The following is a 23,790-nucleotide window of genomic DNA, read 5'->3' as shown; positions in this document are numbered from 1 at the left end:
GCAATGGTTTTGGGGACTTGATGATGAAGAAGTATCTCTCGATGCTGCTGGTCGGCGTCACGGCATTGGTTGCAGTCAACGCGGCGCAGGCCGGTGCCATCGATGACGCGGTCAAGCGCGGCACGCTGAAAGTGGGCATGGACCCGACCTACATGCCGTTCGAAATGACCAACAAGCGCGGCGAGATCATCGGCTTCGAAGTCGACATCCTCAAGGCCATGACCAAGGCCATGGGCGTCAAGCTGGAGCTGGTGTCCACCGGCTACGACGGCATCATCCCGGCCCTGATGACCGACAAGTTCGACATGATCGGCAGCGGCATGACCCTGACCCAGGAACGCAACCTGCGCCTGAACTTCAGCGAACCGTTCATCGTCGTCGGCCAGACCCTGCTGATCCGCAAGGACCTGGAAGGCACCATCAAGTCCTACAAAGACCTGAACACCGACGACTACCGCATCACCTCCAAGCTCGGCACCACCGGCGAAATGGTGGCCAAGAAGCTGATCTCCAAAGCCAAGTACCACGGCTACGACAACGAGCAGGAAGCCGTGCTCGACGTGGTCAACGGCAAGGCCGACGCGTTCATCTACGACGCGCCGTACAACGTCGTCGCGGTGAATAAGGTCGGCGCCGGCAAACTGGTGTTCCTCGACAAGCCGTTCACCTACGAGCCGCTGGCCTTCGGCCTGAAGAAGGGCGACTACGACAGCCTCAACTTCATCAACAACTTCCTGCACCAGATCCACGAAGACGGCACCTACGACCGCATTCATGACAAGTGGTTTAAAGACACCGCCTGGCAGAAGGACATGGAATAGCCCCACCGCTGATCGTTCCCACGCTCTGCGTGGGAATGCCGCCCGGGACGCTCCGCGTCCCTTCGCTGGTGACGCAAGGCGTCACAGGATGCATTCCCACGCAGAGCGTGGGAACGAGCGAATCTAAGAGTCCCACAAATGAAACATAAAAAATCCCAACTGCCCTGGCACGTGTTAACCGTGCTGGTGCTGATCGGCCTGGCCGGCGCGTTGTATTACGCCACCTCGCTGATGTCCTACGAATGGCGCTGGAACCGCGTGCCGCAATACTTTGCCTACCACGCCGAAGAGTCCCAGCGCGCCGCGGATATTTCCACGGTCAGCGAACTGGTGCGCCAGGGCGACAAGGCCGAAGTCACCCTGCGCAATGACGCCGGTACAGAACAACACCTGACCGTCGACGACAACAGCCTGCAAGTTGCCCAAGGCGATGATGTGGCGGAAGGCGACGTGATCGGCGTGACCCGACATTGGGCCGCCGGACCGTTGCTGTGGGGCCTGTGGACCACGTTGTGGCTGTCCGTGGTGTCGGGCGTGCTCGGGCTGTTGATCGGCCTCGCTACCGGCCTCTGCCGTCTCTCCAACAACCCGACCCTGCGCGATCTCTCGACCATTTACGTCGAACTGGTGCGCGGTACGCCGCTGCTGGTGCAGATCTTCATTTTCTACTTCTTCATCGGCACCGTGATGAACCTGTCCCGGGAATTCGCCGGGATCGCCGCGCTGTCACTGTTCACTGGCGCCTATGTGGCGGAGATCATCCGCTCCGGCGTGCAATCGATCGCCCGTGGCCAGAACGAAGCGGCGCGCTCGCTGGGCTTGAGCGCCGGCCAGTCGATGCGCCACGTGGTGCTGCCGCAAGCGTTGAAACGCGTGCTGCCGCCGCTGGCCGGGCAGTTCATCAGCCTGGTCAAAGACACCTCGCTGGTGTCGGTGATCGCGATTACCGAGCTGCTGAAAAGCGGTCGCGAAGTCATCACCACCTCGTTCTCGCCGTTCGAAATCCTGTTCTGCGTGGCCGGGCTGTACCTGTTGATCAACCTGCCGCTGTCGAAGATCGCCAGCCGGCTTGAGCGGAGGCTCGCGCAAAGTGATTGAAGTCCGCGAACTGGTAAAAGTCTTCGACACCCGCGGCCAAGTGGTGCGCGCGGTGGATAACGTCTCCACGAAAGTGGCCAAGGGCGAAGTGCTGGTGGTGATCGGTCCGTCTGGCTCCGGCAAGTCGACCTTCCTGCGCTGCCTCAATGGCCTCGAAGAATTCGACTCGGGTTCGGTGAGCATCGACGGCTTGCAACTGGCCGATCCGAAAACCGACGTGAATGCCTATCGCCGGGAAGTCGGCATGGTGTTCCAGCATTTCAACCTGTTCCCGCACATGACCGTGCTGGAAAACCTCTGCCTGGCGCAGAAGGTCGTGCGCAAACGCGGCAAGAAAGAGCGCGAGGCCAAGGCAATGGAATTGCTGCAAAAGGTCGGTATCGCGCAGAAGGCCAACGAGTTTCCGTCACGCCTGTCTGGCGGCCAGCAACAACGCGTGGCAATTGCCCGAGCGTTGGCCATGGAGCCGAAGGTCATGCTGTTTGATGAGCCGACGTCGGCACTCGACCCGGAAATGGTCGGTGAAGTGCTGGACGTGATGAAAACCCTGGCCGTGGAAGGCATGACCATGGTCTGCGTCACCCACGAAATGGGTTTCGCCCGGGAAGTGGCGGATCGGGTGCTGTTCTTCGATCACGGCAAATTGCTGGAAGACGCCTCGCCGGCCGAGTTCTTTGATGCGCCGAAGGATCCTCGGGCGCAGGCGTTTTTGCGCCAGGTTTTGTAACCCCGGCGCCTGACCCGACGCCTTCGCGGGCAAGCCTCGCCCCTACTTTGGAATGCATTCCCTGTTTGATCGTTCCCACGCAGAGCGTGGGAACGATCGGCGGTCAGACTTTGAACCGTCCAACCAACATCTGCAAATGCGTGCCCAACCGCGCCAGCTCAACGCTGGACGCCGCGGTTTCTTCGCTCGCCGCCGAGGTCTGCTCGGACACATCGCGCACGTTCAGCACGCTACGGTTGATCTCTTCGGCGACGGCGCTCTGCTGCTCGGCAGCCGCGGCGATCTGCTGGTTCATCGACTGAATCGCCGACACCGTGCGGGTGATGCTTTCCAGTGAACCACCGGCACGGCGGGTCAGTTCGACGCTGCTGTCGGTCAGGCTGCGGCTGTTGTCCATGATGGTCGCGACTTGCTGGGTGCCGGTTTGCAGGCCGACGATCAGCTCTTCGATTTCTTCGGTGGATTTCTGAGTGCGCTGGGCCAGGCTGCGGACTTCGTCGGCGACCACGGCAAATCCACGTCCGGCCTCACCGGCACGGGCAGCTTCGATGGCGGCGTTGAGCGCCAGCAGATTGGTCTGTTGCGCCACGGACTTGATCACATCGAGCACGCTGCCGATCTTGTCGCTTTCGCGCTTCAGTTCGCTCATGGCGACCGTGGAGTTGCCGACTTCGATGGCCAGGCGTTCGATCTGGGCGATGGCTTCGCCGACCACTTTGTCGCCTTCGCGGGCCTGCTGATCAGCAGCGACGGCGGCTTCCGAAGCTTCCTCGGCGTTACGCGCGACTTCCTGCACCGTGGCGGTCATCTCGTGCATGGCGGTGGCGACCTGATCGGTTTCGACCTTCTGGCTGTTGACCCCGGCGCTGGTCTGCTCGGTGACGGCGGACAACTCTTCGGCAGCGCTGGCGATTTGCGTGACGCCATCGCTGATGCCGCCGATCAACTCGCGCAGGCCCAGGGTCATGCTCTGCATGGCGCGCTGGAGCTGGCCCAGTTCGTCCTGACGTTCTGAGATGAGGTTGTGGGTCAGATCACCCGAAGCGACGCGCTCGGCGACTTTGAGGGTCTGGCTCAGGGGAATGACGATCTGCCGAGTGATGGCCCAGGCGGCGAGCAAACCAAAGGCCAGCGCCAGGATAGACGCCATCAGCAGTTGGTTCTTGGCGTGGGCGGCGTCGGTGTCACGCACGATGGTTTGTGAAACGGTGAGTTTTTTGCTGACGTCGAGCAACAGGTCGCCTTGCTCTCCCATGCGTTTGAGCGCGGCGGCACTGGCCACCTGGGAATCGCGGAACTGGCTGACGGCGGCGCGATAGGCCTTGAGCGAGTCGGTGGCCTGTTGCAGATTGGCGATGTGCTGTTCCGGCAGTTTGCCTGGCAGGCTTTCGAGGTTTTTCAGGGCGTTGTCGATGGCGTCCAGCGCCGGCTGCTCGGCTTCGGTCTTGGCACTGTAGGTGTAGCCGCTGACCTGGAAGCGTGCTTGCTGGATCAGTTTGCTCAGGTCGATCACCGCGTTGAACTGGGCGACGCTGTCACCCTGCAACAAGGACTTCTCGACTTCAGCGACCTTGGCCACGGCGTTGTCGGCGGTGGCACCGAGCTTGCTGCGGGCGTCTTCGCGGTTGGCGCCGGCCTGGGTCATGGCGGTGAAGGCTTGCTTATACTGGCTGACGGCGGCCAGTTGCTGGTCGATCATCGCCACGTCGGCGGGTTGCTCGATCAGCTTGCGCGCGGTTTGCAGGCCGGCGTCAAGTTGACCCAGCAAGTCGTTGACCGCGCCCGGGCCTTGTTCGCCACGGCGCATTTCGTAGTCCAGGCGGGCGAGGCGCAGGTCCTTGGTCAGGTCATTGAGACTGGCGATGAACCCGAGCTTGTCGCCACGGCTCATCACACCCGTCAGGCCGGTCCAGCCGGTGAAGGTGATCAACAAGGTCAGAAGCAGGACGAGACCGAAGCCGACACCCAGTTTGCGATTAACGCTTACGTTTCCCAGTTTCTCGGCTAGCCAACGGTACATGCTGCAACTCCCCTTGGAACACTATTTGGTTTTATGGGGGCTGTATCGGCTGGCGAGTGGGAATCTGTAGGCGCACACGTTGGTTGTGGCGACGAAATCCCCTGTAGGAGCAAAGCTTGCTCGCGATGGCGGCGTGTCAGTCAATAGAGGGGTGACTGACCGTTCGCTATCGCGAGCAAGCTTTGCTCCTACAGAAGAAGGGTGCGGTTAGAAGAGGCGCGCGAGCAGCGCGGTGACGGCGGTTTCAACCCGCAGAATGCGATCACCCAGTTGCACCGGATTCAGCCCGGACTTACCCAGCAATTCGATTTCGTAGGGAATCCAGCCGCCCTCGGGGCCGATGGCCAGGGTCACCGGTTCGTCCAGGCCACGAGGGCAGGGCGGGTAATTGCCGGGATGCCCGACCAGGCCGAGGGTGCCTTCAGTAATAGCCGGCAGACGGTCTTCGACAAACGGCTTGAAGCGCTTCTCGATGACAATCTCCGGCAGCACGCTGTCCCGAGCCTGTTCCAGGCCGAGGATCAACTGCTCACGAATGGCCTCGGGTTCCAGGAACGGTGTCTGCCAGAAGCTCTTCTCGACGCGATAGCTGTTCACCAGCACGATCCGTGGCACACCCATGGCGGCCACGGTCTGAAACACCCTGCGCAGCATTTTCGGCCGTGGCAGAGCCAACACCAGGGTCAATGGCAGCTTGGCGGGCGGTGGTTGGTCGAGGGTGACGCGCAATTCTGCTTCGCCGGCGTCCAGGCGCAGCACTTCGGCCGAGCCCATCAGCCCGTCAATCCGGCCGACGCGCATGCTGTCACCGACGACGCAGCGATGGACTTCCTGCATATGGGTCAACCGCCGATCACGCAGGATCACCCGGTCGGCCGCAATGAAATCGGCCTCTTCGAGGAGCAACAGGTTCACGGCTGGGTCGCTGGCGGCTGGTCGTTGTGATCGTCAGCCGGTTGATCGTCCGGGTGCTCGCCGCGCTTGCTGACCAGGCTGCCGAACAGGATGCCGATTTCGAACAGCAACCACATCGGTACCGCCAGCAGGGTCTGGGAGAAGATGTCCGGCGGGGTCAGAATCATGCCGACCACGAAGCAGCCGATGACCACGTACGGGCGAATCTTCTTCAGGTAAGCGACGTTGACCACGCCGATCCACACCAGCAGCACCACGGCCACCGGGATCTCGAACGCCACGCCAAAGGCGAAGAACAAGGTCATGACGAAATCGAGGTAGCTGCTGATGTCGGTCATCATTTCCACGCCGGCCGGGGTGGCGGCGGCGAAGAATTTGAAGATCAGCGGGAACACCAGGTAATAGGCGAACGCCATGCCGGTGTAGAACAACAGGATGCTGGAGACCAGCAACGGCACCGCGATGCGCTTCTCGTGCTTGTACAGGCCCGGCGCGATAAAGCCCCAGATCTGATGCAGGATCACCGGGATCGCCAGGAACAGCGACACCATCATCGTCAGCTTCAGTGGCGTCAGGAACGGCGACGACACGTCGGTGGCAATCATCGTCGCGCCCACCGGCAGGTACTGGCGCAGCGGCGTGGAGACGAAGGTGTAGATCTGCTGGGTAAACGCGAACAACCCGGCGAAGATGATGAAAATCGCCGCTACACAGCGCAGCAGGCGGGTACGCAACTCGGTGAGGTGCGAAACCAGCGGCATGTGCTGGTCGTTTTCAGGAAGATCGCTCATGGGGCTCGCGGCGGCAGTGTGGGGTCATGAGGAGCGGGAGCGATGGGCGCCGCCGCAGGAGCAACAGGTTCTACGGGTGTCGGCGCGGGGACAACAGGTGCGGGTTCGACGCCGCCCATGGAGGCCACCGGTTCGGTGCCCGGCGTGTGAATCGTCTGCTCGGCCACCGGTTCAACCGGCTGCACCGGCGTGGCTTCCTGCTGGGTCGGCGTGAAGATCTTCCGCGCTTCCTGCTCCAGGGACAGGATGTGTTCGTTGTGCAGTTGCCGGCGAATCTCGTCGGCACCGATTTCACGTTCAACTTCCTGTTTGATCGCGTTGAAGCTGCGCTTCAGCCGCCCGATCCACAGACCGGCGGTGCGCGCAGCACCCGGCAGACGTTCGGGGCCCAGCACCAGCAGGGCCACGAGGCCGACGAGCAGCAGTTCAGAGAAGCTGATACCAAACATTAGTCAGTGCTCACACGTCTTTGCGGATCGGCTCTTCGACTTTCTGTGCCTGCACGTCGATGGTGTGCGGCTGGTTCAGCGGCGAGGTCGTCGTAGGTTGAGCAGGTGGCACCGGTTGGGCCGGGGTCACGGTCGGATCGGCCGGTTTCTCTTCATCGTTCATGGCTTTGCGAAAGCCTTTGATCGACTCACCGACGTCAGTGCCGAGGTTTTTCAGTTTCTTGGTGCCGAACACCAGCACCACGACAACCAGGATGACGATCCAGTGTTTCCAGTCAAAAATGCCCATGTTGCTGCTCCTCTCAAATAGATATTCAGGCGGACGGACGCGAGGCTTTCTCGACGTGTCCGGACAGACCGAAGCGACGGTCCAGTTCATCGAGCACAGCCTGTGGATGCTGCCCCAGTTGGGCGAGCATGACCATGCTGTGGAACCACAAATCGGCGGTCTCGTAGATCACGTCGCTGCAGTCACCGCTGATGGCGGCGTCCTTGGCGGCAATGATGGTTTCGACCGACTCTTCGCCGACTTTTTCCAGAATCTTGTTCAAGCCCTTGTGGTACAGGCTGGCGACATACGAGCTGTCGGCGGCGGCGCCTTTGCGCTCCTCCAGCACTTCGGCCAGGCGGGTCAGGGTGTCACTCATGGCTGTGTCCTGCGGAATAGATGGCATGCGGGTCTTTCAGGACCGGGTCGACGGTTTTCCAGTCGCCGTTCTCGAAGACACGGTAGAAGCAGCTCTGGCGGCCGGTATGGCAGGCGATGCCTCCGATTTGCTCGACCATCAGGATGATCACGTCGGCGTCACAGTCCAGGCGCATCTCATGCAGGGTCTGCACGTGGCCGGACTCTTCGCCCTTGCGCCACAACTTGCCACGGGAACGTGACCAGTAGATGGCACGGTTCTCGGCAGCGCTCAGTTCCAGCGCTTCGCGGTTCATCCAGGCCATCATCAGGACGCGCCCGGTCTTGTGGTCCTGGGCAATCGCCGGCACGAGGCCGTCAGCGTCCCACTTGATCTCGTCCAGCCAGTTGTTCATCTTCGACTCCGACAGCGGGCCCGACACTTCATTAGTCGGGCAGGCGTTGAAACAGTGTGCCAGCGTGCGATGGCTCTGGCTATCGGCGAACGACCAGATACAAACCGACGATCATCATGATCCCGGCCGGCCAATGCCCAAATTCATTCAGCGGGCCGCCCGCGGCGAGTACCGCGCCACCGCCCAGGTGCGCGCAACCGAGCAGGCGCAGGAACCAGTCGTCCTTGCGTCGATGCCACGGTGGCGGCGGGTCGTAGGCGTGGGGTTGGGACATGCGTTCCAGCAGGTCGCGGGCCATGTTGGCCAGGTGCGGCAGTTGTTCGAACTGGCTCTGCACGTTGCCGATCAAGGCTTTCGGGCTGACGCGCTCGCGCATCCAGCGTTCAAGGAACGGCTGGGCGGTGTTCCACAGATCGAGGTCCGGGTACAGCTGACGGCCCAGGCCTTCAATGTTCAACAGGGTTTTTTGTAGCAACACGAGCTGCGGCTGCACTTCCATGTTGAAGCGCCGAGCGGTCTGGAACAGGCGCATCAGCACCTGGCCGAAGGAAATATCTTTTAACGGTTTTTCGAAAATCGGTTCGCACACCGTGCGGATCGCCGCTTCGAATTCGTTGAGCTTGGTTTCCGCCGGGACCCAGCCCGAATCGATGTGCAACTGCGCCACACGCCGGTAATCACGCTTGAAGAACGCGAACAGGTTGCGCGCCAGATAGTCCTGGTCTTCCGGGGTCAGGCTGCCGACGATGCCGCAGTCGATCGCAATGTACTGGGGGCTCCACGGACTCACGGTGCTGACGAAGATGTTGCCCGGGTGCATGTCGGCGTGGAAGAAGCTGTCGCGGAACACCTGAGTGAAGAAGATCTCCACACCGCGTTCGGCGAGCATTTTCATGTCGGTGCGCTGGTCGGCCAGGGTCGCGAGGTCGGTGACCTGAATCCCGTAGATGCGCTCCATCACCAGCACTTTCGGCCGGCACCAGTCCCAATAGACTTGCGGCACGTACAGCAGATCCGAGCCTTCGAAGTTGCGCTTCAACTGGCTGGCGTTGGCCGCCTCGCGCAACAGGTCGAGTTCGTCGTAGATGGTTTTTTCGTAGTCCTGGACCACGTCCACCGGGTGCAGCAGGCGTGCATCGGCCGAGAGTTTTTCGGCGGCGCGGGCGAGGATGAACAGCCACGCCAGGTCTTGCTTGATGATCGGTTTCAGGCCCGGGCGGATCACCTTGACCACCACTTCTTCACCGGTTTTCAGCTGCGCGGCATGCACCTGCGCCACCGAGGCCGAGGCCAGCGGTTCGACGTCGAAACGGCTGAACACTTCGCTGATCTTTTTCCCGAGCTGTTCTTCGATCAATTTGATCGACACTTGCGAGTCGAACGGCGGCACCCGGTCCTGCAGCTTCATCAGCTCATCGGCGATGTCTTCCGGCAACAGGTCGCGGCGAGTGGAGAGGATCTGTCCGAACTTGATGAAGATCGGCCCCAGGTCCTGCAACGCCAGGCGCAATCGTGCGCCACGGCTCAGGTCCAGGGTCTTGCGCGGGAACCAGCGCCACGGCAAGGCATAACGCAGCGCCAGCAGAAACCAGGGCAGCGGCAGGGCGAACAGCAGGTCATCGAGGCGGTAGCGGATCACGACGCGCTGGATGCGCAACAAACGGCGGACGGCAAGCAGCTTCATGCGTTATCGCTTGGGTCTAGGGATCGGGAAAGGCGCTCGAAACGCGCCTCGAGACGTTCAAGATCAAGTTTGATCTGGTCCAGTTCACTGAACCGGGCTTCGGCTTCGCGCTGCCCGACGAGGGTGCGCGATTCTTCGGCCAGGTATTCGCCAAGGTTTTGATTCAGGCTGGCAAACCCTTGCTGATAAAAACGTGCGCGGCTGCGCAGGTGACCGCCGACCAGTTGCGTGGCGACAGGTCCCAGCCAGCGCGAGAGTTCGTACTCCCAGTCCAGCTCCAGGTCTTGCAGGATGGCCGCCAGTTCCAGCAGCACGCCGCTGTCACCGTCGAGTTCGACTTCCGGGCTGTGCAAGATCGAAGTCTTGTCCTTGCTCAGCGCCAGTTTCAACAGGCTCGCGGCCGGCGCACGCAAGGTGCAATCGGCGCCGGTTTCCCACTGGGAAGCGAGCATCAGGCCTTCGTCGCTGGGCAGGATGAACAGCTGAAATGCCGGGCTGCGGCAATCGACGGCAATCACCCGGCCGCTCAAATGCGCCAGGCGCGGCAGCGCGGTGCTGTCGAGACGCAGCACCCGGTTCAGACCGAGTTCAACGCTGGCGAGCAGGCCGGCCAGCAACATCAGGGCTTGATGCCGCGGTGCAGGGCGACGATGCCTGCGGTCATGTTGTGGTAGGTCACGCGGTCGAAACCGGCCTCGACCATCATCGACTTCAGGGTTTCCTGATTCGGGTGCATGCGGATCGATTCGGCCAGGTAGCGATAGCTTTCCGAGTCGTTGGTGATCAGCTTGCCCATCAGCGGCATGAAGGCGAACGAGTAGGCGTCGTAGGCTTTGGACATCAGCGCGTTGGTCGGCTTGGAGAATTCCAGCACCAGCAGACGACCGCCAGGCTTGAGCACGCGCAGCATCGAGCGCAGGGCGTCTTCTTTATGCGTCACGTTGCGCAGGCCGAAAGCGATGGTCACGCAGTCGAAATGGTTGTCCGGGAACGGCAGTTTTTCCGCATCAGCCTGGACGAATTCAACGTTGCCGGCCACACCGAGGTCCAGCAGGCGGTCACGACCGACCTTGAGCATGGATTCGTTGATGTCAGCCAACACCACCTGGCCGGTCGGGCCGACGAGGTGCGAGAATTTCTTGGTCAGGTCGCCGGTGCCACCGGCAATGTCCAGCACGCGGTTACCGGTGCGCACGCCCGACAGTTCGATCGCGAAACGCTTCCACAGACGGTGCATGCCGCCCGACAGGAGGTCGTTCATCAAGTCGTACTTGGCGGCTACCGAGTGGAAAACCTCAGCGACTTTTTCCGCTTTTTGGCTTTCCGGAACGTTTTTGAAACCGAAGTGAGTGGTGGGTTCGGCATCGCTGCCTTTGCGCTGATCAGTCATATCGCTGTCACCAGAAGAGAATGCGGGACATTCTAATCCCGGTGGCCTGCTTTGTCTTGGCAAGGCTGAAGGTAAGATAGGCGATCACCGGGACGTTTTGCCGCAGCAGCGGTCAAGATGCTTCAGGAAAGTATCCATAAAGCAGGAGTCATTCGATGGCCCGAATTAGTGTTGAACGTGCCCACGGCCTGGGCAAGGAAGCGGCGCGCGAGAAGGCCGACCTGTTGGCGCAGAAACTGTCCGAGCAATATGGCCTGGAGCCGTCGTGGTCGGGCGACACCCTGAACCTCAAGCGTTCGGGGGTGAAGGGCGCGGTGCATGTAGGCGAGGATTCGATCAAGGTCGATGTCGAGCTGGGCCTGTTGATGTCGGCCATGAGCGGCACCATCAAATCGGAAATCGAAAAGGCGTTGGATAAAGCGTTGGTGTGACGCCGAAAAGATCGCAGCCTCGTTTCACTCGACAGCTCCTACAGATGCGCGCCGCCACCCTCTGTAGGAGCTGTCGAGTGAAACGAGGCTGCGATCTCTTCCACAGGCACCACCGGTTTATGTCAGTTGTTAGGGTGCCGTTTCTAATTTTTCTCCCTACTTTGTGCCTGAGCCCGACACTTTCGCGGGCAGTTCCTCAAACCTTCTGCGCGTGAGGTGCACCATGGCCAAAGTTATTTTGAAGAAAAAAATCGACGCATCGACTAATGCTCTGCAAGACGTCAGATCGTATGCCCGCAAGATCTGGCTGGCAGGCCTGGGTGCCTACACCAAGGTTGGAATCGAGGGCGGCGAGTACTTTCAAGAGTTGATCAAGGCTGGTCAAACTGTTGAAAAGAAAGGCAAAAAAGTCGTTGCTGAAAAACTCGAAGCGGCCAATGCCGAGATCGATGAAGCCAAGACTGAAGTGAGCACTTTCAAAGGCAAGGTCGAAGTGCAACTCGACAAGGTCGAGAAGGCTTTTGACTCGCGTGTCGCAAGTGCCTTGAATCGTATCGGCATTCCGTCTAAACATGACGTTGAGACACTCTCTGCTAAGCTCGATGAGCTGACGGCATTGCTCGAACGTGTCGCGCGTAAATCTTAAGGAGAACGGGATGGCTGGTAAAAAGAATACTGAAAAAGAAGGCAGCTCGTGGATCGGGAAAGTCGAAGACTACTCCCGCAAAATCTGGCTGGCTGGTTTAGGCGTGTATTCGAAGATCGACACTGACGGCAGCAAACTCTTCGATACATTGGTTAAAGACGGCGAGAAAGCCGAGAAGCTCACCAAAAGCGCTGTTGGCAAAAAAGTCGACGCCGCCAAGGACTCCGCTTCGACGGCCAAGTCGCGCATCAGCGGCGTGAAAGACCGTGCACTGGGCAAGTGGGATGAGCTGGAAGGGGCTTTCGACAAGCGCCTGAACAGCGCCATTTCGCGCCTGGGTGTTCCGAGCCGCAATGAGGTGAAGGCACTGCACAGCAAGGTCGATACCCTGACCAAGCAAATCGAAAAACTCACCGGTGCCAAGGTTGCGCCTGTTGCGGCGAAAACCGCAGCGGCCAAACCAGCGGCTAAAACTGCTGCCAAGCCACTGGCTAAAGCTGCCGCGAAACCGGCTGCCAAACCAGCCGCCAAAACGGCCGCAGCAAAACCTGCAGCAGCCAAGCCAGCAGCCAAACCGGTCGCTGCCAAAGCCGCGGCAAAACCAGCGGCTAAAACAGCAGCGAAACCAGCTGCCAAAACCGCAGCGGCAAAACCTGCAGCCAAGCCAGCGGCAAAACCTGCCGCAGCGAAGAAGCCAGCGGTGAAAAAACCGGCCGCTCCAAAAGCCGCCGCGCCAAAACCAGCAGTGGCTGCCGCCAAACCGGCAACCCCGGCCACTTCAGCGAACTCCGCTGCAGCGCCGACCCCTGCTGTAACCCCGACTGCCGCGCCAGCTCCATCGACGCCAACCAGTCAGTCCTGATGATCGTTCCCACGCTCTGCGTGGGAATGCCTCAACGGACGCTCCGCGTCCACTGCGGCAGTGACGCAGAGCGTCACCGGCTGCATTCCCACGCGGAGCATGGGAACGATCACGCCCGGCCTGCAAAGGTCGGGCGTTTTTTTATGCGCGGGTTGTAGTGATGAATGGGGTGGTTCCAACTGACTCACTCGTGTTCTTCCAGGTATTGAAGGGCCAGTTGCTCCGTCGCAGCCTTGATCGGCGGCAGCAAGTGCGGCGCCACCAGCATCATGATCTGGTACACCACCAACCTCACTTCCCCTTCGCGATCCAGAATCCGCTGATAGTCCAGTGAGAACAGCAACGTCATGGTGATCTGTTCCACCAGTTGCCCCAACGCCTGGGTATCGCTGACCAATTGCCCCTGAGCCTTCAGCCGTGCCAGCAACGAAGCCAATGTGCGCTTCAGGGCATTGAGCAGGTTGCGGATACCCTTGGCCAGTTTCGGCAGGCGGCCGGCGAGGTTCGACAGGTCCTGGAACAGAAACCGGTAATGCGCCAGGCGCTCGACGATCAGGTGCAGGAACAGCCAGTAATCTTCGGGGCCCAGTTCCACATCGGAAGGCGGATCGAGCAGCGGCGCCAATTCATTCTGGAAGCGTTCGAACAACCCCAGAATCAGCGGTTCCTTGCCGTGGAAGTGGTAGTAGAGGTTGCCGGGGCTGATCCCCATTTCGTTGGCAACTTCCATGGTGGAGACGTTCGGTTCGCCCTTGTGATTGAACAACTGCAGGGCACATTCGAGGATCCGGTCGCGGGTTTTCATCCAGTCTTCTTAATGGTCGAGTCATGCCACGGCCGGCGGCGGCCGTGGTGGTTTGAGCGTCAGCGCACGCGGACGTAAGTGCCGGGAGCGGCTTCCATCGGTGGATAGTTCTGGTTGCCGAGGGCCATGTGGGTTTCTTTTTGTGCCCCGGAGCGTTCCTGAATCCAGCTCAACCATGGTGTCCACCAACTGCCATCGGTTTGCTTGGCGTCGTAATACCAGGCCCGTGGGTCGCTGCTCAATTTCGGGCTTTCGACGAAGTTGGCTTTCGGGTTGGAAGGCGGGTTGAGAATGCTCTGCACATGGCCGCTGTTGGACAGCACGAAGCGCCGTTCGCCGCCCAGCAACAGCGTCGAGCGATACACCGCATCCCACGGGGTGATGTGATCGTTCATGCCGGCCACGCTGAAACTGTCGACCGTGACTTTCTGCAAGTCGATTGGCGTGCCGCACACCTCAAGACCACCCGGATGGCTCAGCGGGTTGTGCTTGAAGAAGTCCAGCAGGTCGCCGTGGAACGCCGCCGGCAGCCGCGTGTTGTCGTTGTTCCAGTAGAGAATGTCGAACGCCGGCGGCTCCTTGCCCAGCAGGTAGTTGTTGACGAAGTAGCTCCAGATCAAATCGTTGGGACGCATCCAGGCGAACACCTTGGCCATGTCGCGACCATCGAGCACACCCTTTTGATAGGAGCGGCGCTTGGCTGCTTCCAGGGTCTGTTCGTCAGCGAACAGGGTGGCCGGGCTGTCCATCTGACTGTCGAGCAGGCTCACCAGATAGGTCGCGCTCGACACCCGCCGCAGTTGCCGCTTGGCCTGGAGATGCCCTTGCAGCGCGGCAATGGTCAGCCCGCCAGCACAAGCGCCCATCAGGTTGACCTCGCGCGCGCCAGTGATCGCCCGGCAGACGTTCATCGCTTCTTCCACTGCTTCGACGTAGGTCGACAACCCCCATTCGCGATGGCGCACATCCGGGTTGCGCCAGCTGATCATGAAGGTTTGCAAACCGTTTTTCAGGGCGAACTGGACGAAGCTGTTGTGCGGGCTCAGGTCGAAAATGTAGTACTTGTTGATCTGCGGCGGCACCACCAGCAGCGGTTTTGAATACTGCTTTTCACTCATTGGCTTGTACTGGATCAGCTCCAGCAACTCGTTGCGAAACACCACTGAGCCGGTGGTGGTGGCGACGGTTTTACCGACCTCGAAGGCTTGTTTTGTGACCTGCCGGGGCAAGCCATCGTTGTGCAGGAAATCGTCGATCAGATGCCCGACACCACGCACCAGACTGTTGCCGCCGGAGTTGAAGATCTCCTTGATCGCCAGCGGATTGAGCAAGGTGTTGGACGGCGCCACGGCGTCGTTGAGCAGAGCAAAAGCGAAGTGGGCGCGGGCCCGATCATCCGGGCTCATGGCGCTCTCGTCGATCCAGCTCTTGACCTGTTTCTGCCAGCTCAGATAAGCCTGCAAACTGCGCCGATAGAACGGGTTGAGACTCCACGCCGGGTCGGCAAAGCGACTGTCCTGCGGGTTGGTCGGGTGCAGGGTTTCCCCCAACAGCACACGACCCAACTGGCCACCCAGTTTCAGGGCGTGCCGGGCGCTGTGCACCGGGTTGCGCAAACCATGGGCGGCAACACTGCGCAGGGTCGAAAACAGATCCCGACCACGCAGGCCGGTAATCGCACTCTGTGCGTTGATGAACGCGGCGGGAGTGGGCAAAAACTCCCTCGCTGGTTTTTCGCGCATGAATCAACACTCCTTCGTCTTCAGGCCAAAAACAAACACACCGAACCAGAACACCATAGACGCTGTTGCGGGTTGTTGCGCGGAACGGCGTCCTGCCATTCCCTTTCCGTCGACTAAACGGCGGATTAGCCGCCCAATGGCGTGGGATGCGGATGCATCACCGCACGCTGCCGTTCTTCCTCGAGGAATTTCATGATGATCGGCGCCACCGCTTCGGCGCGGGTAATCAGGAACAGATGCCCATCATCGATGATGTGCAGCTGGGCGTTGGGAATCCGCCAGGCCAGGATGCGCATGTTGATCAGCGGGATCAGCGGATCATCATCGCCGGCCAGTACCAGCGTCGGCTGGTGGATCTTGTGCAGCCAGTGAATGCTGGTCCAGCCGAGGCCGGCGAACAGCTGCCAGTAGTAACCGAGCTTGCCCGCCGAACGCACCTTCGCCGCATGGCTGGCCGCCAGCGTCGGGTCGCGGCGGAACGAGCCGCCGTAGATCATCGGTGCAATGCGGATCACGTGGGACGGCTGGATATAACGCCTGGGGCTGGCCATCATCCACAACACTTTCGGCTTGCCGGGCACCATCACTGCACCCGCCGCCGTGGCCGCGAGGACCAGTTTCTTGCAGCGTTCGGGATAGTCATAGGCGAACTGCTGCGCCAGGGCGCCGCCCCAGGACACGCCGATCACGTTGACTTGCCCATAGTCGAGATAGTCGAGCATCCGTGCCGTGAGTTTTGCCAATCCCGGGAAGCGATACGGGTGATTCGGCGTTGACGAGCCGCCGACCCCGGGAACGTCGAAGGCGATGACTTCCAGGTCCGGGTCCAGCGCTGCGACGAACGGAAACACCAGCTCCAGGTTGGCGCCGATGCCGTTGAAAATCAGCAAGGGCGTCAAGTGAGGCTTGCCGGGGCGTACCGCGGTGCGGAGGGTCTGGCCATCCAGGTCGACGGTACGAAAAATGAACGGTTGCGGCATGCTTCAGGCCCTGTGGGTGAATTCATCCCCGATCCCTGTAGGAGCGAAGCTTGCTCGCGAAGAGGTCAGTCCAGTCGACATCTACGTTGAATGAACGACCGCTTTCGCGAGCAAGCTTCGCTCCTACAAGGGCGAGGTGTGTCAGTTACCGCTCATGCACGTAGGTACCCGGCGCAGCTTCGCCCGCCGTGTAGGTTTTGTTGCCCAGAGTGGTCGGGGATTTCTTCAACTTGCCCGAACGCTCGGCTTGCCACGCTTGCCAGTGCAGCCACCAGGAATCGGTGTGCTTGGTCGAGTTCTCTTGCCAGTCCTCGGCCTTCACCGGCATGTCGGCGCTGGTCATGTAGCGCGACTTCGGGTTGCCCGGCGGGTTGAGGATGCTCTGGATATGCCCGCTGCTGGACAGGACGAATTCAACGTTACCACCGAACAGTTGCGCCGACTTGTAGCAGGACTTCCACGGCGTAATGTGGTCGTTGGTGCCGGCCAGGGAAAAGATGTCGGCCGTGACCTGCTTCAGGTCGATCGGCGTGCCGCACACTTCCAGGGCGTTGGCGCGGATCAGTGGATTACTTTTGAACATCTCGATCAGGTCGCCGTGGAATGCGGCCGGCAAGCGGGTGGTGTCGTTGTTCCAGAACAGGATGTCGAACACTGGCGGCTCGTTGCCGAGCAGGTAGTTGTTGACCCAGTAGTTCCAGATCAGGTCGTTGGGGCGCATCCAGGCAAAGACCTTCGCCATGTCGCGGCCTTCCAGCACACCGGCCTGGTAGGAATGGCGCTTGGCGGCTTCGAGGGTCTGCTCGTCGACGAACAGGGCCACGTCGCTGTCCAGGGTGGTGTCCAGCACGCTCACCAGCAAAGTCAGGGCGTTGACCTTCTTCTCGCCGATCGCCGCGTAGTGGCCCAGCAGGGCGGTGCAGGTGATGCCGCCGGAGCAGGCGCCGAGCATGTTCACGTCTTTGCTGCCGGTAATCGCCATGACCACATCAACCGCTTCCTTGAGCGCTTCAATATAGGTGGACAGGCCCCACTCGCGTTGTTCCTTGGTCGGGTTGCGCCAGCTGACGATAAAGGTCTGCACGTTGTTGCGCAGGCAGAAGCGCGCCAGGCTCTTGTCCGGGCTCAGGTCGAATACGTAGAACTTGTTGATCTGCGGCGGTACCACCAGCAATGGGCGCTCGTGCACCTGCTCGGTGATCGGTCGGTACTGGATCAGCTCCAGCACGTCGTTGCGAAATACCACCGCGCCTTCGGTCACGCCCAGGGATTTGCCGACTTCGAAGGCACCCATGTTGACCTGGCTCGGCATGCCGCCGTTGTGCACGATGTCCTTGGCCAGATGGGAGAGGCCGTCGAGCAGGCTCTTGCCGCCGGTTTCGAAGAAGCGCTTGACCGCCGCCGGGTTGGCCGCACTGTTGGTCGGGGCCATGGCTTCGGTCATGAGGTTGATCACGAAGTGCCCGCGGGCGACGTCTTTGGGCGACAGGCTGCTGTCGTCGATCCAGGCATGGAGTTCCTTGCGCCACGCCAGGTAGGTTTGCAGATAACGTTTGTAGAGCGGGTTCTGGCTCCAGGCCGGATCGGCAAAGCGACGGTCATCGCCTGGCGGGTGCAGCTCGGATTTACCGAACAACACATTCTTGAGTTCGAGGCTGAAATGAGCGACATGCTTGACGCTGTGAATCGGTTGTTTGATGGCCTGCCTGAGCACCATCCGAGCAGAAGCCAGTAGATCCTTTCCACGCAGCCCAACAACAGGATTAAGCCCCAGGGTGTTTTCCGAGGCTTGGTACTTCAGGTCATCGTTGTTCTTGTTACTCATCTACGACGCTCCATTGTCCTGAGACGAGTACCCGGGTCCAGCTGAGAAGTCACACAGCCAATGCCAGGTACTGCTGCTCGGGTGACCGTTAATTCCACAACGCAAATGCTGCTTTCTAGTTCACAGAGCACTGCAGGGAACTTGCCAGTTCCATTGGTTACCCGAGTTTAATTTTTTTCGCAAGCGGGCCGATCCTCGACGCCGCAGCGGAGCATTCAAACAGATGAAATTAGAAAATGCCCTCTAAAGAGCAAGAGGCCTGACCTAGAGCATCAGCTTGACGATGGACTGGCTCGGGTCGCGGGTTTTGCCGGCGGCTTTGAGCTCGGCAAGATAATCGTTCCAGAGGTCTTCCTGGCGTACCGCCAACTGGTACAGATATTCCCAGGTGAACAGGCCGCTGTCGTGGCCGTCATCGAAAGTCAATTTCAGTGCGTACTGACCGGCCGGTTCTACTTTGCTCAAGCCGACGGCGATTTTGCCAAATTGCAGGATAGGTTTGCCGTGGCCCTGGACCTCGGCGGAAGGAGAGTGCACGCGCAGGAACTCGGCGGGCAGGTGAAATTCCTCGCCGGACGCGTATTTCAGCGACAGGGTTTTCGAGGCTTTGTGCAGTTTGATGTCGGTGGGGAGTTGGGTCATGACCTGGAGTCCGTCTGTAGGCGCGTGGTCTGACTCCTGTAGGAGCACGGCTTGCCGGCGATGGCGATTTCAAGTACGCCATCGCCAGCAAGCTGTGCTCCTACAGAGGGTCGCTTGGCTTACAGGATATAACGGGACAGGTCTTCGTTCTGCGCCAATTCGCCGAGGTGGCTGTTGACGTACTCGGCGTCGATCAGGATCACCTTGTCATCGTGGGCGCTGGCCAGGTCACCGGCGCTGAACGACACCTCTTCCAGCAGACGCTCAAGCAGCGTGTGCAGGCGACGGGCACCGATGTTCTCGGTTTTCTCGTTGACCTGCCAGGCGATCTCGGCGATGCGCTTGATCCCGTCCGGCTGGAACTCGATGGTCAGGCCTTCGGTTTTCAGCAGTGCGCAGTATTGCTCAGTGAGCGACGCGTGCGGCTCGCTGAGAATGCGCTCGAAGTCTTCCGGGGTCAGGGCTTTCAGTTCGACGCGAATCGGCAGGCGACCCTGCAGCTCAGGCACCAGATCGCTCGGCTTGCTCAGGTGGAACGCGCCGGAGGCGATAAACAGGATGTGGTCAGTCTTGACCATGCCCAGCTTGGTGTTGACGGTGCAGCCTTCGATCAGCGGCAGCAAATCACGCTGCACACCTTCGCGGGAGACGTCGACGCCACCGGAATTGCCGCGCTTGGCGACCTTGTCGATTTCGTCGATGAACACGATGCCATGCTGCTCGACTGCTTCCAGGGCCTTGGCCTTCAACTCTTCGTCGTTGACCAGACGCCCGGCTTCTTCGTCACGCACCAGTTTCAGTGCTTCCTTGACCTTGAGCTTGCGGCTTTTCTTTTTGCCCTTGCCCATGTTGGCGAACAGGCTTTGCAACTGGTTGGTCATCTCTTCCATGCCCGGTGGCGCGGAGATATCGACGCCCGCCACTTCGGCGACTTCGATTTCGATCTCCTTGTCATCCAGCTGACCTTCACGCAGGCGCTTGCGGAACAGCTGACGGGTGTTGGAATCGGCAGACGACGTCGATTCCTCGTTGCTGAAACCCATGCGTGCCGGCGGCAGCAGGGCATCGAGGATGCGATCTTCGGCAGCGTCTTCGGCGCGGTGGCGAACCTTGGTCATTTCCTGTTCGCGCAGCAGCTTGATCGCCGCGTCAGCCAGGTCACGAATGATCGACTCGACGTCACGGCCGACATAGCCGACTTCGGTGAACTTGGTCGCTTCGACCTTGATGAACGGCGCGTTGGCCAGTTTGGCCAGGCGACGGGCAATCTCGGTTTTACCGACACCGGTCGGGCCGATCATCAGGATGTTCTTTGGCGTTACTTCAACACGCAGCTCTTCCGGCAGCTGCATCCGGCGCCAGCGGTTACGCAGCGCGATGGCGACGGCGCGCTTGGCATCGTCCTGGCCGATGATATGGCGATTGAGTTCGTGGACGATTTCACGGGGAGTCATGGACATAGTAATTGGCGGTCCTCTGGCAAAAGCGAGCCGTGGCACTAAGGCCTAAACAGGCTTACTCGGCGAGGTCCTGCTCCTCAATGGTGAAGGTGTGGTTGGTGAATACACAGATGTCGCCGGCGATGCCGAGCGCGGTTTCGACGATTTCCCGGGCCGACAGGTCGGTTTTCTTCAGCAAGGCGCTGGCTGCCGCTTGAGCGTAGCCGCCACCGGAACCCATGGCGATCAGGCCTTCTTCGGGTTCGACCACGTCACCGTTGCCGGTAATGATCAGGGATGCGTCTTTGTTGGCGACCGCGAGCATGGCTTCGAGGCGGCTGAGGGAGCGGTCGGTGCGCCATTCTTTGGCGAGTTCGACGGCGGCACGAACCAGGTGGCCCTGATGTTTTTCGAGCTGGCCTTCAAAGCGCTCGAACAGGGTGAAGGCGTCAGCGGTAGCCCCGGCAAAACCGGCGATGACCTGACCGTGGTACAGGCGACGAACTTTCTTCGCGTTGCCTTTCATCACGGTATTGCCGAGCGAAACCTGGCCGTCGCCGCCCATGACGACTTTGCCGTGGCGGCGAACTGAAACGATGGTGGTCAAGGGAGAGTCTCCACGCAGCGGGGCGAAAATGCCTTATGCCAACTCATATGGGGGTGGTGGAGATTTTTTCAACTGCAGGGCGGGAGAGAGGACGAGCGGCGTGAGTACTGATCGTTCCCACGCTCCGCGTGGGAATGCAGCCCGTGACGCTCCGCGTCACTGGACGCGGAGCGTCCCTTTGAGGCATTCCCACGCGGAGCGTGGGAATGATTGGAGGACGGTCAGCGGCTCTGGCGTTGTTGTAACAACAGGTTGCTGAAACCGCTGCCGGCCAGTTGTTTCTGGGCGGTGGTCAGTTGTTCGCGGTTGCTGAACGGCCCGACCAAGACCCGATACCAGGTTTCATCCTTGACCATGCCGGACTCAACCGCCACGGCCTGGCCGAGCAAGATGATCTGCGCGCGAACCTTATCGGCATCAGCCTCTTTGCGGAACGAACCGGCCTGCAGGAAGAACTTGGTCACCGGCGCCGCTTTGGAAACCGGTGGTGGCGGTGGCGGGGTAATCCCGGCCAACGCTGCCTGGGCCCGCGCGGTGTCGATCTTCGCTGCTTGCTCCGGCGTTACCGGCGTCGTCGGAACTGTCGGCACTTGCGGCGTCGGCAGGGTTTTCTCCGGCACGGCGTCCGGCGGCACGATCACTTCCGATTCCGGCAGCAAGGTGTAGAAGTCGTACTTCGGCTTCACCGGTTGCGTCGGGCTCGGCGGGGTCTTGTTGGCCTCGGCGATCTTGCTGGCTTTCTGCTGCTCGATCTTCTCGCGCTTGGCGCTTTCGCTGCCCTTGCCCGGCTCCAGCTTCATCAGGAACACGATGAACGCACCGACCGTCAGGCCGATGGCCATCCACAGCCAGCCCGGGATCGGCTGCTTGGCAGGAGCGGTGTAACGACTGGCGCCACGCTTGGGTGCAGGTTTTTTCTTGGCAGCCAACTTACATACGCTCCAGAGTTTCCAGACCCAAGAGTTCCAGGCCTTGCTTGAGTGTGCGGCCGGTCAGCGCGGCGAGGCGCAGGCGGCTCTGCATTTGCGCCGGAGTGTCGGCGGTGAGGATCGGGCAGTTCTCGTAGAAGCTGGAGAACAGGCCGGCGACATCGTACAGGTAGGTGCACAAAATGTGCGGCGTTCCTTTATCGGAAACGTTGTTCAACACTTCGCCGAATTGCGCCAGTTTGGCCGCCAGTTCGTGTTCGTGCGGCGCTTCGAGGACGATCTGGCCTTCGACTTCGCTGAAGTCCTTGCCGAGCTTGCGGAACACACCGGCGACGCGGGTGTAGGCATACAGCAGGTACGGCGCGGTGTTGCCTTCGAAGTTCAGCATCAGGTCGAAGTTGAAGCTGTAGTCGCTGGTGCGGTGCTTCGACAGGTCGGCGTATTTCACCGCGCCGATGCCCACGACCTTGGCGATGTTGCGCAAATCGTCTTCGGCCAGCTCCGGGTTTTTCTCTTTCACCAGGGTATAGGCGCGGTCCTTGGCTTCGGTCAGTAGATCGACCAGTTTCACGGTGCCGCCGTCACGGGTCTTGAACGGACGGCCATCGGCGCCGTTCATGGTGCCGAAGCCCATGTGTTCCATTTCCATCGGGTGCGTCACGAAACCGGCCAGGCGTGCGACCTGGAACACTTGCTGGAAGTGCAGGGCCTGACGCTGGTCGACGAAGTACAGCGCGCGATCAGCCTTCAGTTTGCCGCTGCGGTAGCGCACGGCCGCCAGGTCAGTGGTGGCGTAGAGGTAGCCGCCGTCGGCCTTGACGATGATCACCGGCAGCGGGTCGCCGTCGGCATTCTTGAATTCGTCGAGGAACACGCACTGGGCGCCGTTGCTCTCGACCAGCAGGCCGGCGGCCTTGAGGTCGTTGACCACGTTTATCAGGTCGTCGTTGTAGGCACTTTCGCCCATCACGTCGGCCATGGTCAGTTTGACGTTCAGTTGTTCGTAGATCGCTTGGCAGTGGGACAGCGAGATATCGCGGAAGCGCGTCCACAGCGCCAGGCACTCGGCGTCGCCGGCCTGCAGCTTGACCACCAGGCCGCGGGCACGGTCGGCGAACTCTTCGGATTCGTCGAAGCGTTGCTTGGCGGCGCGGTAGAAGTTTTCCAGGTCCGACAGCTCGTCGCTGGTGATCGGGTTTTCCTGCAGGTAGGCCATCAGCATGCCGAACTGGGTGCCCCAGTCGCCAACGTGGTTTTGCCGGATCACGGTGTCGCCGAGGAACTCCAGCACCCGCGCCACGCCGTCGCCGATGATGGTCGAGCGCAAGTGGCCGACGTGCATCTCTTTGGCCAGGTTCGGTGCGGAAAGGTCTACCACAGTGCGCTGCACTGGGCTGGCCTTGCGCACGCCGATGTTCTTGTCGGCCAGGGCGGCGTCCAGGCGCGAGGCCAGGGCGTCAGTGTTCTGGAAGAAATTCAGGAAGCCCGGCCCGGCGATTTCGGTCTTGGTGACGTTTTCGTCAGCCGGCAGGGCCGCGATGATTTTCTCGGCCAGGTCGCGGGGTTTCATGCCCGCCGGTTTGGCCAGCATCATCGCGATGTTGCTGGCGAAGTCGCCGTTTTTCTTGTCGCGGGAGTTTTCCACCTGGATCGCCGGCGACAGGCCTTCAGGCAACACACCTTCGTTGACGAGTTGGGTGATGGCTTGTTGGATCAGCTGGCGAATGGTGTCTTTCATGGTGTTCTCTTTCGACCGCAAGCGCGGCGGCGCCTGGATGCGCTAGTGGAAAAACTGGGCATTATCCGTGGCACGGACGTGCTTGCCAACTATAGCGGGCAGGTTATGGATATGTGGTGACAAATCGGGCCTCTTCGCGGGCAAGCCTCGCTCCTGCAGGTTATGTGTCATCCGCATCATTTTCGAGCGACACATAACCTGTAGAAGC

General features: G+C 60.6%; 25 protein-coding genes and 1 pseudogene. 6 read left to right on the top strand and 20 right to left on the bottom strand.

The features are described from left to right. Positions 1-23 precede the first annotated feature (23 nt). From HKK52_RS18445 to HKK52_RS18435, 3 genes are all read left to right on the top strand, one after another. Positions 24-821: a transporter substrate-binding domain-containing protein gene (locus HKK52_RS18445; protein ID WP_169372014.1), complete on the top strand. Its 798-nt coding sequence runs from the start codon at positions 24-26 to the stop codon at positions 819-821. Between the two features lie 138 nt (positions 822-959). Further along, the gene (locus HKK52_RS18440; RefSeq protein WP_169372013.1) at positions 960-1,919 is read left to right on the top strand and encodes an amino acid ABC transporter permease; all 960 of its coding nucleotides are present in this window, start codon (positions 960-962) and stop codon (positions 1,917-1,919) included. Further along, on the top strand, positions 1,912-2,646 hold the full coding sequence (locus HKK52_RS18435; RefSeq protein ID WP_169372012.1) for an amino acid ABC transporter ATP-binding protein: 735 nt from the start codon (positions 1,912-1,914) through the stop codon (positions 2,644-2,646). Before HKK52_RS18440 ends, HKK52_RS18435 begins: the two co-directional genes overlap by 8 nt. A gap of 103 nt (positions 2,647-2,749) precedes the next feature. Here the strand turns inward: HKK52_RS18435 and HKK52_RS33030 are convergent, their stop codons facing one another. From HKK52_RS33030 to ubiE, 11 genes and pseudogenes are all read right to left on the bottom strand, one after another. Further along, on the bottom strand, positions 2,750-3,463 hold the full coding sequence (locus HKK52_RS33030) for a methyl-accepting chemotaxis protein (RefSeq protein ID WP_429528432.1): 714 nt from the start codon (positions 3,461-3,463) through the stop codon (positions 2,750-2,752). A gap of 144 nt (positions 3,464-3,607) precedes the next feature. Beyond that, a pseudogene (locus HKK52_RS33025) lies at positions 3,608-4,666 on the bottom strand (methyl-accepting chemotaxis protein); the annotation flags it as partial. Positions 4,667-4,873: 207 nt separating this feature from the next. After that, positions 4,874-5,581, bottom strand: coding sequence for a 16S rRNA (uracil(1498)-N(3))-methyltransferase (locus HKK52_RS18425; protein ID WP_169372010.1), 708 nt, complete (start codon positions 5,579-5,581; stop codon positions 4,874-4,876). Then, positions 5,578-6,372, bottom strand: a complete 795-nt coding sequence (gene tatC / locus HKK52_RS18420; RefSeq protein ID WP_169372009.1) for a twin-arginine translocase subunit TatC — start codon at positions 6,370-6,372, stop codon at positions 5,578-5,580. The genes HKK52_RS18425 and tatC overlap by 4 nt, the downstream gene beginning before the upstream one ends. After that, positions 6,369-6,821, bottom strand: coding sequence for a Sec-independent protein translocase protein TatB (gene tatB, locus HKK52_RS18415; protein WP_169372008.1), 453 nt, complete (start codon positions 6,819-6,821; stop codon positions 6,369-6,371). The genes tatC and tatB overlap by 4 nt, the downstream gene beginning before the upstream one ends. Positions 6,822-6,831: 10 nt before the next feature. Further along, positions 6,832-7,110, bottom strand: coding sequence for a twin-arginine translocase TatA/TatE family subunit (locus tag HKK52_RS18410; RefSeq protein WP_149659152.1), 279 nt, complete (start codon positions 7,108-7,110; stop codon positions 6,832-6,834). Positions 7,111-7,135: 25 nt separating this feature from the next. Continuing rightward, positions 7,136-7,468, bottom strand: a complete 333-nt coding sequence (locus HKK52_RS18405; RefSeq protein ID WP_007909355.1) for a phosphoribosyl-ATP diphosphatase — start codon at positions 7,466-7,468, stop codon at positions 7,136-7,138. Continuing rightward, positions 7,461-7,862: a phosphoribosyl-AMP cyclohydrolase gene (gene hisI, locus HKK52_RS18400; RefSeq protein WP_169372007.1), complete on the bottom strand. Its 402-nt coding sequence runs from the start codon at positions 7,860-7,862 to the stop codon at positions 7,461-7,463. Before hisI ends, HKK52_RS18405 begins: the two co-directional genes overlap by 8 nt. Positions 7,863-7,941: 79 nt before the next feature. Beyond that, on the bottom strand, positions 7,942-9,546 hold the full coding sequence (gene ubiB, locus HKK52_RS18395) for a ubiquinone biosynthesis regulatory protein kinase UbiB (protein WP_169372006.1): 1,605 nt from the start codon (positions 9,544-9,546) through the stop codon (positions 7,942-7,944). Beyond that, on the bottom strand, positions 9,543-10,166 hold the full coding sequence (locus HKK52_RS18390) for a ubiquinone biosynthesis accessory factor UbiJ (RefSeq protein WP_169372005.1): 624 nt from the start codon (positions 10,164-10,166) through the stop codon (positions 9,543-9,545). Before HKK52_RS18390 ends, ubiB begins: the two co-directional genes overlap by 4 nt. After that, a complete protein-coding gene (gene ubiE / locus HKK52_RS18385; RefSeq protein WP_007948968.1) occupies positions 10,166-10,936 on the bottom strand; it encodes a bifunctional demethylmenaquinone methyltransferase/2-methoxy-6-polyprenyl-1,4-benzoquinol methylase UbiE in 771 nt (256 codons plus the stop codon). The genes HKK52_RS18390 and ubiE overlap by 1 nt, the downstream gene beginning before the upstream one ends. A gap of 155 nt (positions 10,937-11,091) precedes the next feature. Here ubiE and HKK52_RS18380 point away from each other — a divergent pair, with 155 nt between their 5' ends. From HKK52_RS18380 to HKK52_RS18370, 3 genes are all read left to right on the top strand, one after another. Further along, positions 11,092-11,367, top strand: coding sequence for a polyhydroxyalkanoic acid system family protein (locus HKK52_RS18380; protein ID WP_169372004.1), 276 nt, complete (start codon positions 11,092-11,094; stop codon positions 11,365-11,367). Between the two features lie 223 nt (positions 11,368-11,590). Next, positions 11,591-12,013 (top strand): phasin family protein, encoded by a 423-nt coding sequence (locus HKK52_RS18375; protein ID WP_169372003.1) that lies wholly within the window; start codon positions 11,591-11,593, stop codon positions 12,011-12,013. Between the two features lie 10 nt (positions 12,014-12,023). Beyond that, the gene (locus HKK52_RS18370) at positions 12,024-12,875 is read left to right on the top strand and encodes a phasin family protein (protein WP_169372002.1); all 852 of its coding nucleotides are present in this window, start codon (positions 12,024-12,026) and stop codon (positions 12,873-12,875) included. Positions 12,876-13,059: 184 nt separating this feature from the next. On the opposite strand, the gene HKK52_RS18365 is transcribed toward HKK52_RS18370, so the two are convergent. The 9 genes from HKK52_RS18365 to argS all read right to left on the bottom strand — a co-directional run bounded on the left by HKK52_RS18365 (position 13,060) and on the right by argS (position 23,582). Next, a complete protein-coding gene (locus HKK52_RS18365; protein ID WP_149659161.1) occupies positions 13,060-13,680 on the bottom strand; it encodes a TetR/AcrR family transcriptional regulator in 621 nt (206 codons plus the stop codon). A 59-nt stretch (positions 13,681-13,739) separates the two neighbouring features. Continuing rightward, positions 13,740-15,422: a class II poly(R)-hydroxyalkanoic acid synthase gene (phaC, locus tag HKK52_RS18360; RefSeq protein WP_169372001.1), complete on the bottom strand. Its 1,683-nt coding sequence runs from the start codon at positions 15,420-15,422 to the stop codon at positions 13,740-13,742. A 125-nt stretch (positions 15,423-15,547) separates the two neighbouring features. Continuing rightward, entirely contained in the window at positions 15,548-16,402 is an 855-nt protein-coding gene (gene phaZ, locus HKK52_RS18355; RefSeq protein ID WP_133837875.1) for a poly(3-hydroxyalkanoate) depolymerase, read from the bottom strand. Between the two features lie 145 nt (positions 16,403-16,547). Then, a complete protein-coding gene (gene phaC, locus HKK52_RS18350) occupies positions 16,548-18,227 on the bottom strand; it encodes a class II poly(R)-hydroxyalkanoic acid synthase (protein WP_169372000.1) in 1,680 nt (559 codons plus the stop codon). Between the two features lie 264 nt (positions 18,228-18,491). Continuing rightward, positions 18,492-18,869: a gamma-butyrobetaine hydroxylase-like domain-containing protein gene (locus HKK52_RS18345; RefSeq protein ID WP_092274514.1), complete on the bottom strand. Its 378-nt coding sequence runs from the start codon at positions 18,867-18,869 to the stop codon at positions 18,492-18,494. Positions 18,870-18,988: 119 nt separating this feature from the next. After that, on the bottom strand, positions 18,989-20,329 hold the full coding sequence (gene hslU / locus HKK52_RS18340; protein WP_133837878.1) for an ATP-dependent protease ATPase subunit HslU: 1,341 nt from the start codon (positions 20,327-20,329) through the stop codon (positions 18,989-18,991). A 55-nt stretch (positions 20,330-20,384) separates the two neighbouring features. After that, positions 20,385-20,915 (bottom strand): ATP-dependent protease subunit HslV, encoded by a 531-nt coding sequence (gene hslV, locus HKK52_RS18335; RefSeq protein ID WP_007899242.1) that lies wholly within the window; start codon positions 20,913-20,915, stop codon positions 20,385-20,387. 221 nt (positions 20,916-21,136) lie between these two features. Beyond that, a complete protein-coding gene (locus tag HKK52_RS18330; protein ID WP_169371999.1) occupies positions 21,137-21,844 on the bottom strand; it encodes an SPOR domain-containing protein in 708 nt (235 codons plus the stop codon). A 1-nt stretch (position 21,845) separates the two neighbouring features. Then, entirely contained in the window at positions 21,846-23,582 is a 1,737-nt protein-coding gene (gene argS, locus HKK52_RS18325; RefSeq protein WP_169371998.1) for an arginine--tRNA ligase, read from the bottom strand. Positions 23,583-23,790 lie beyond the last annotated feature (208 nt).

Origin of the sequence: Pseudomonas sp. ADAK2, assembly GCF_012935755.1 — a bacterium.
Taxonomy (GTDB): domain Bacteria; phylum Pseudomonadota; class Gammaproteobacteria; order Pseudomonadales; family Pseudomonadaceae; genus Aquipseudomonas.
This window is presented reverse-complemented; position numbering and strand designations above follow the sequence as displayed.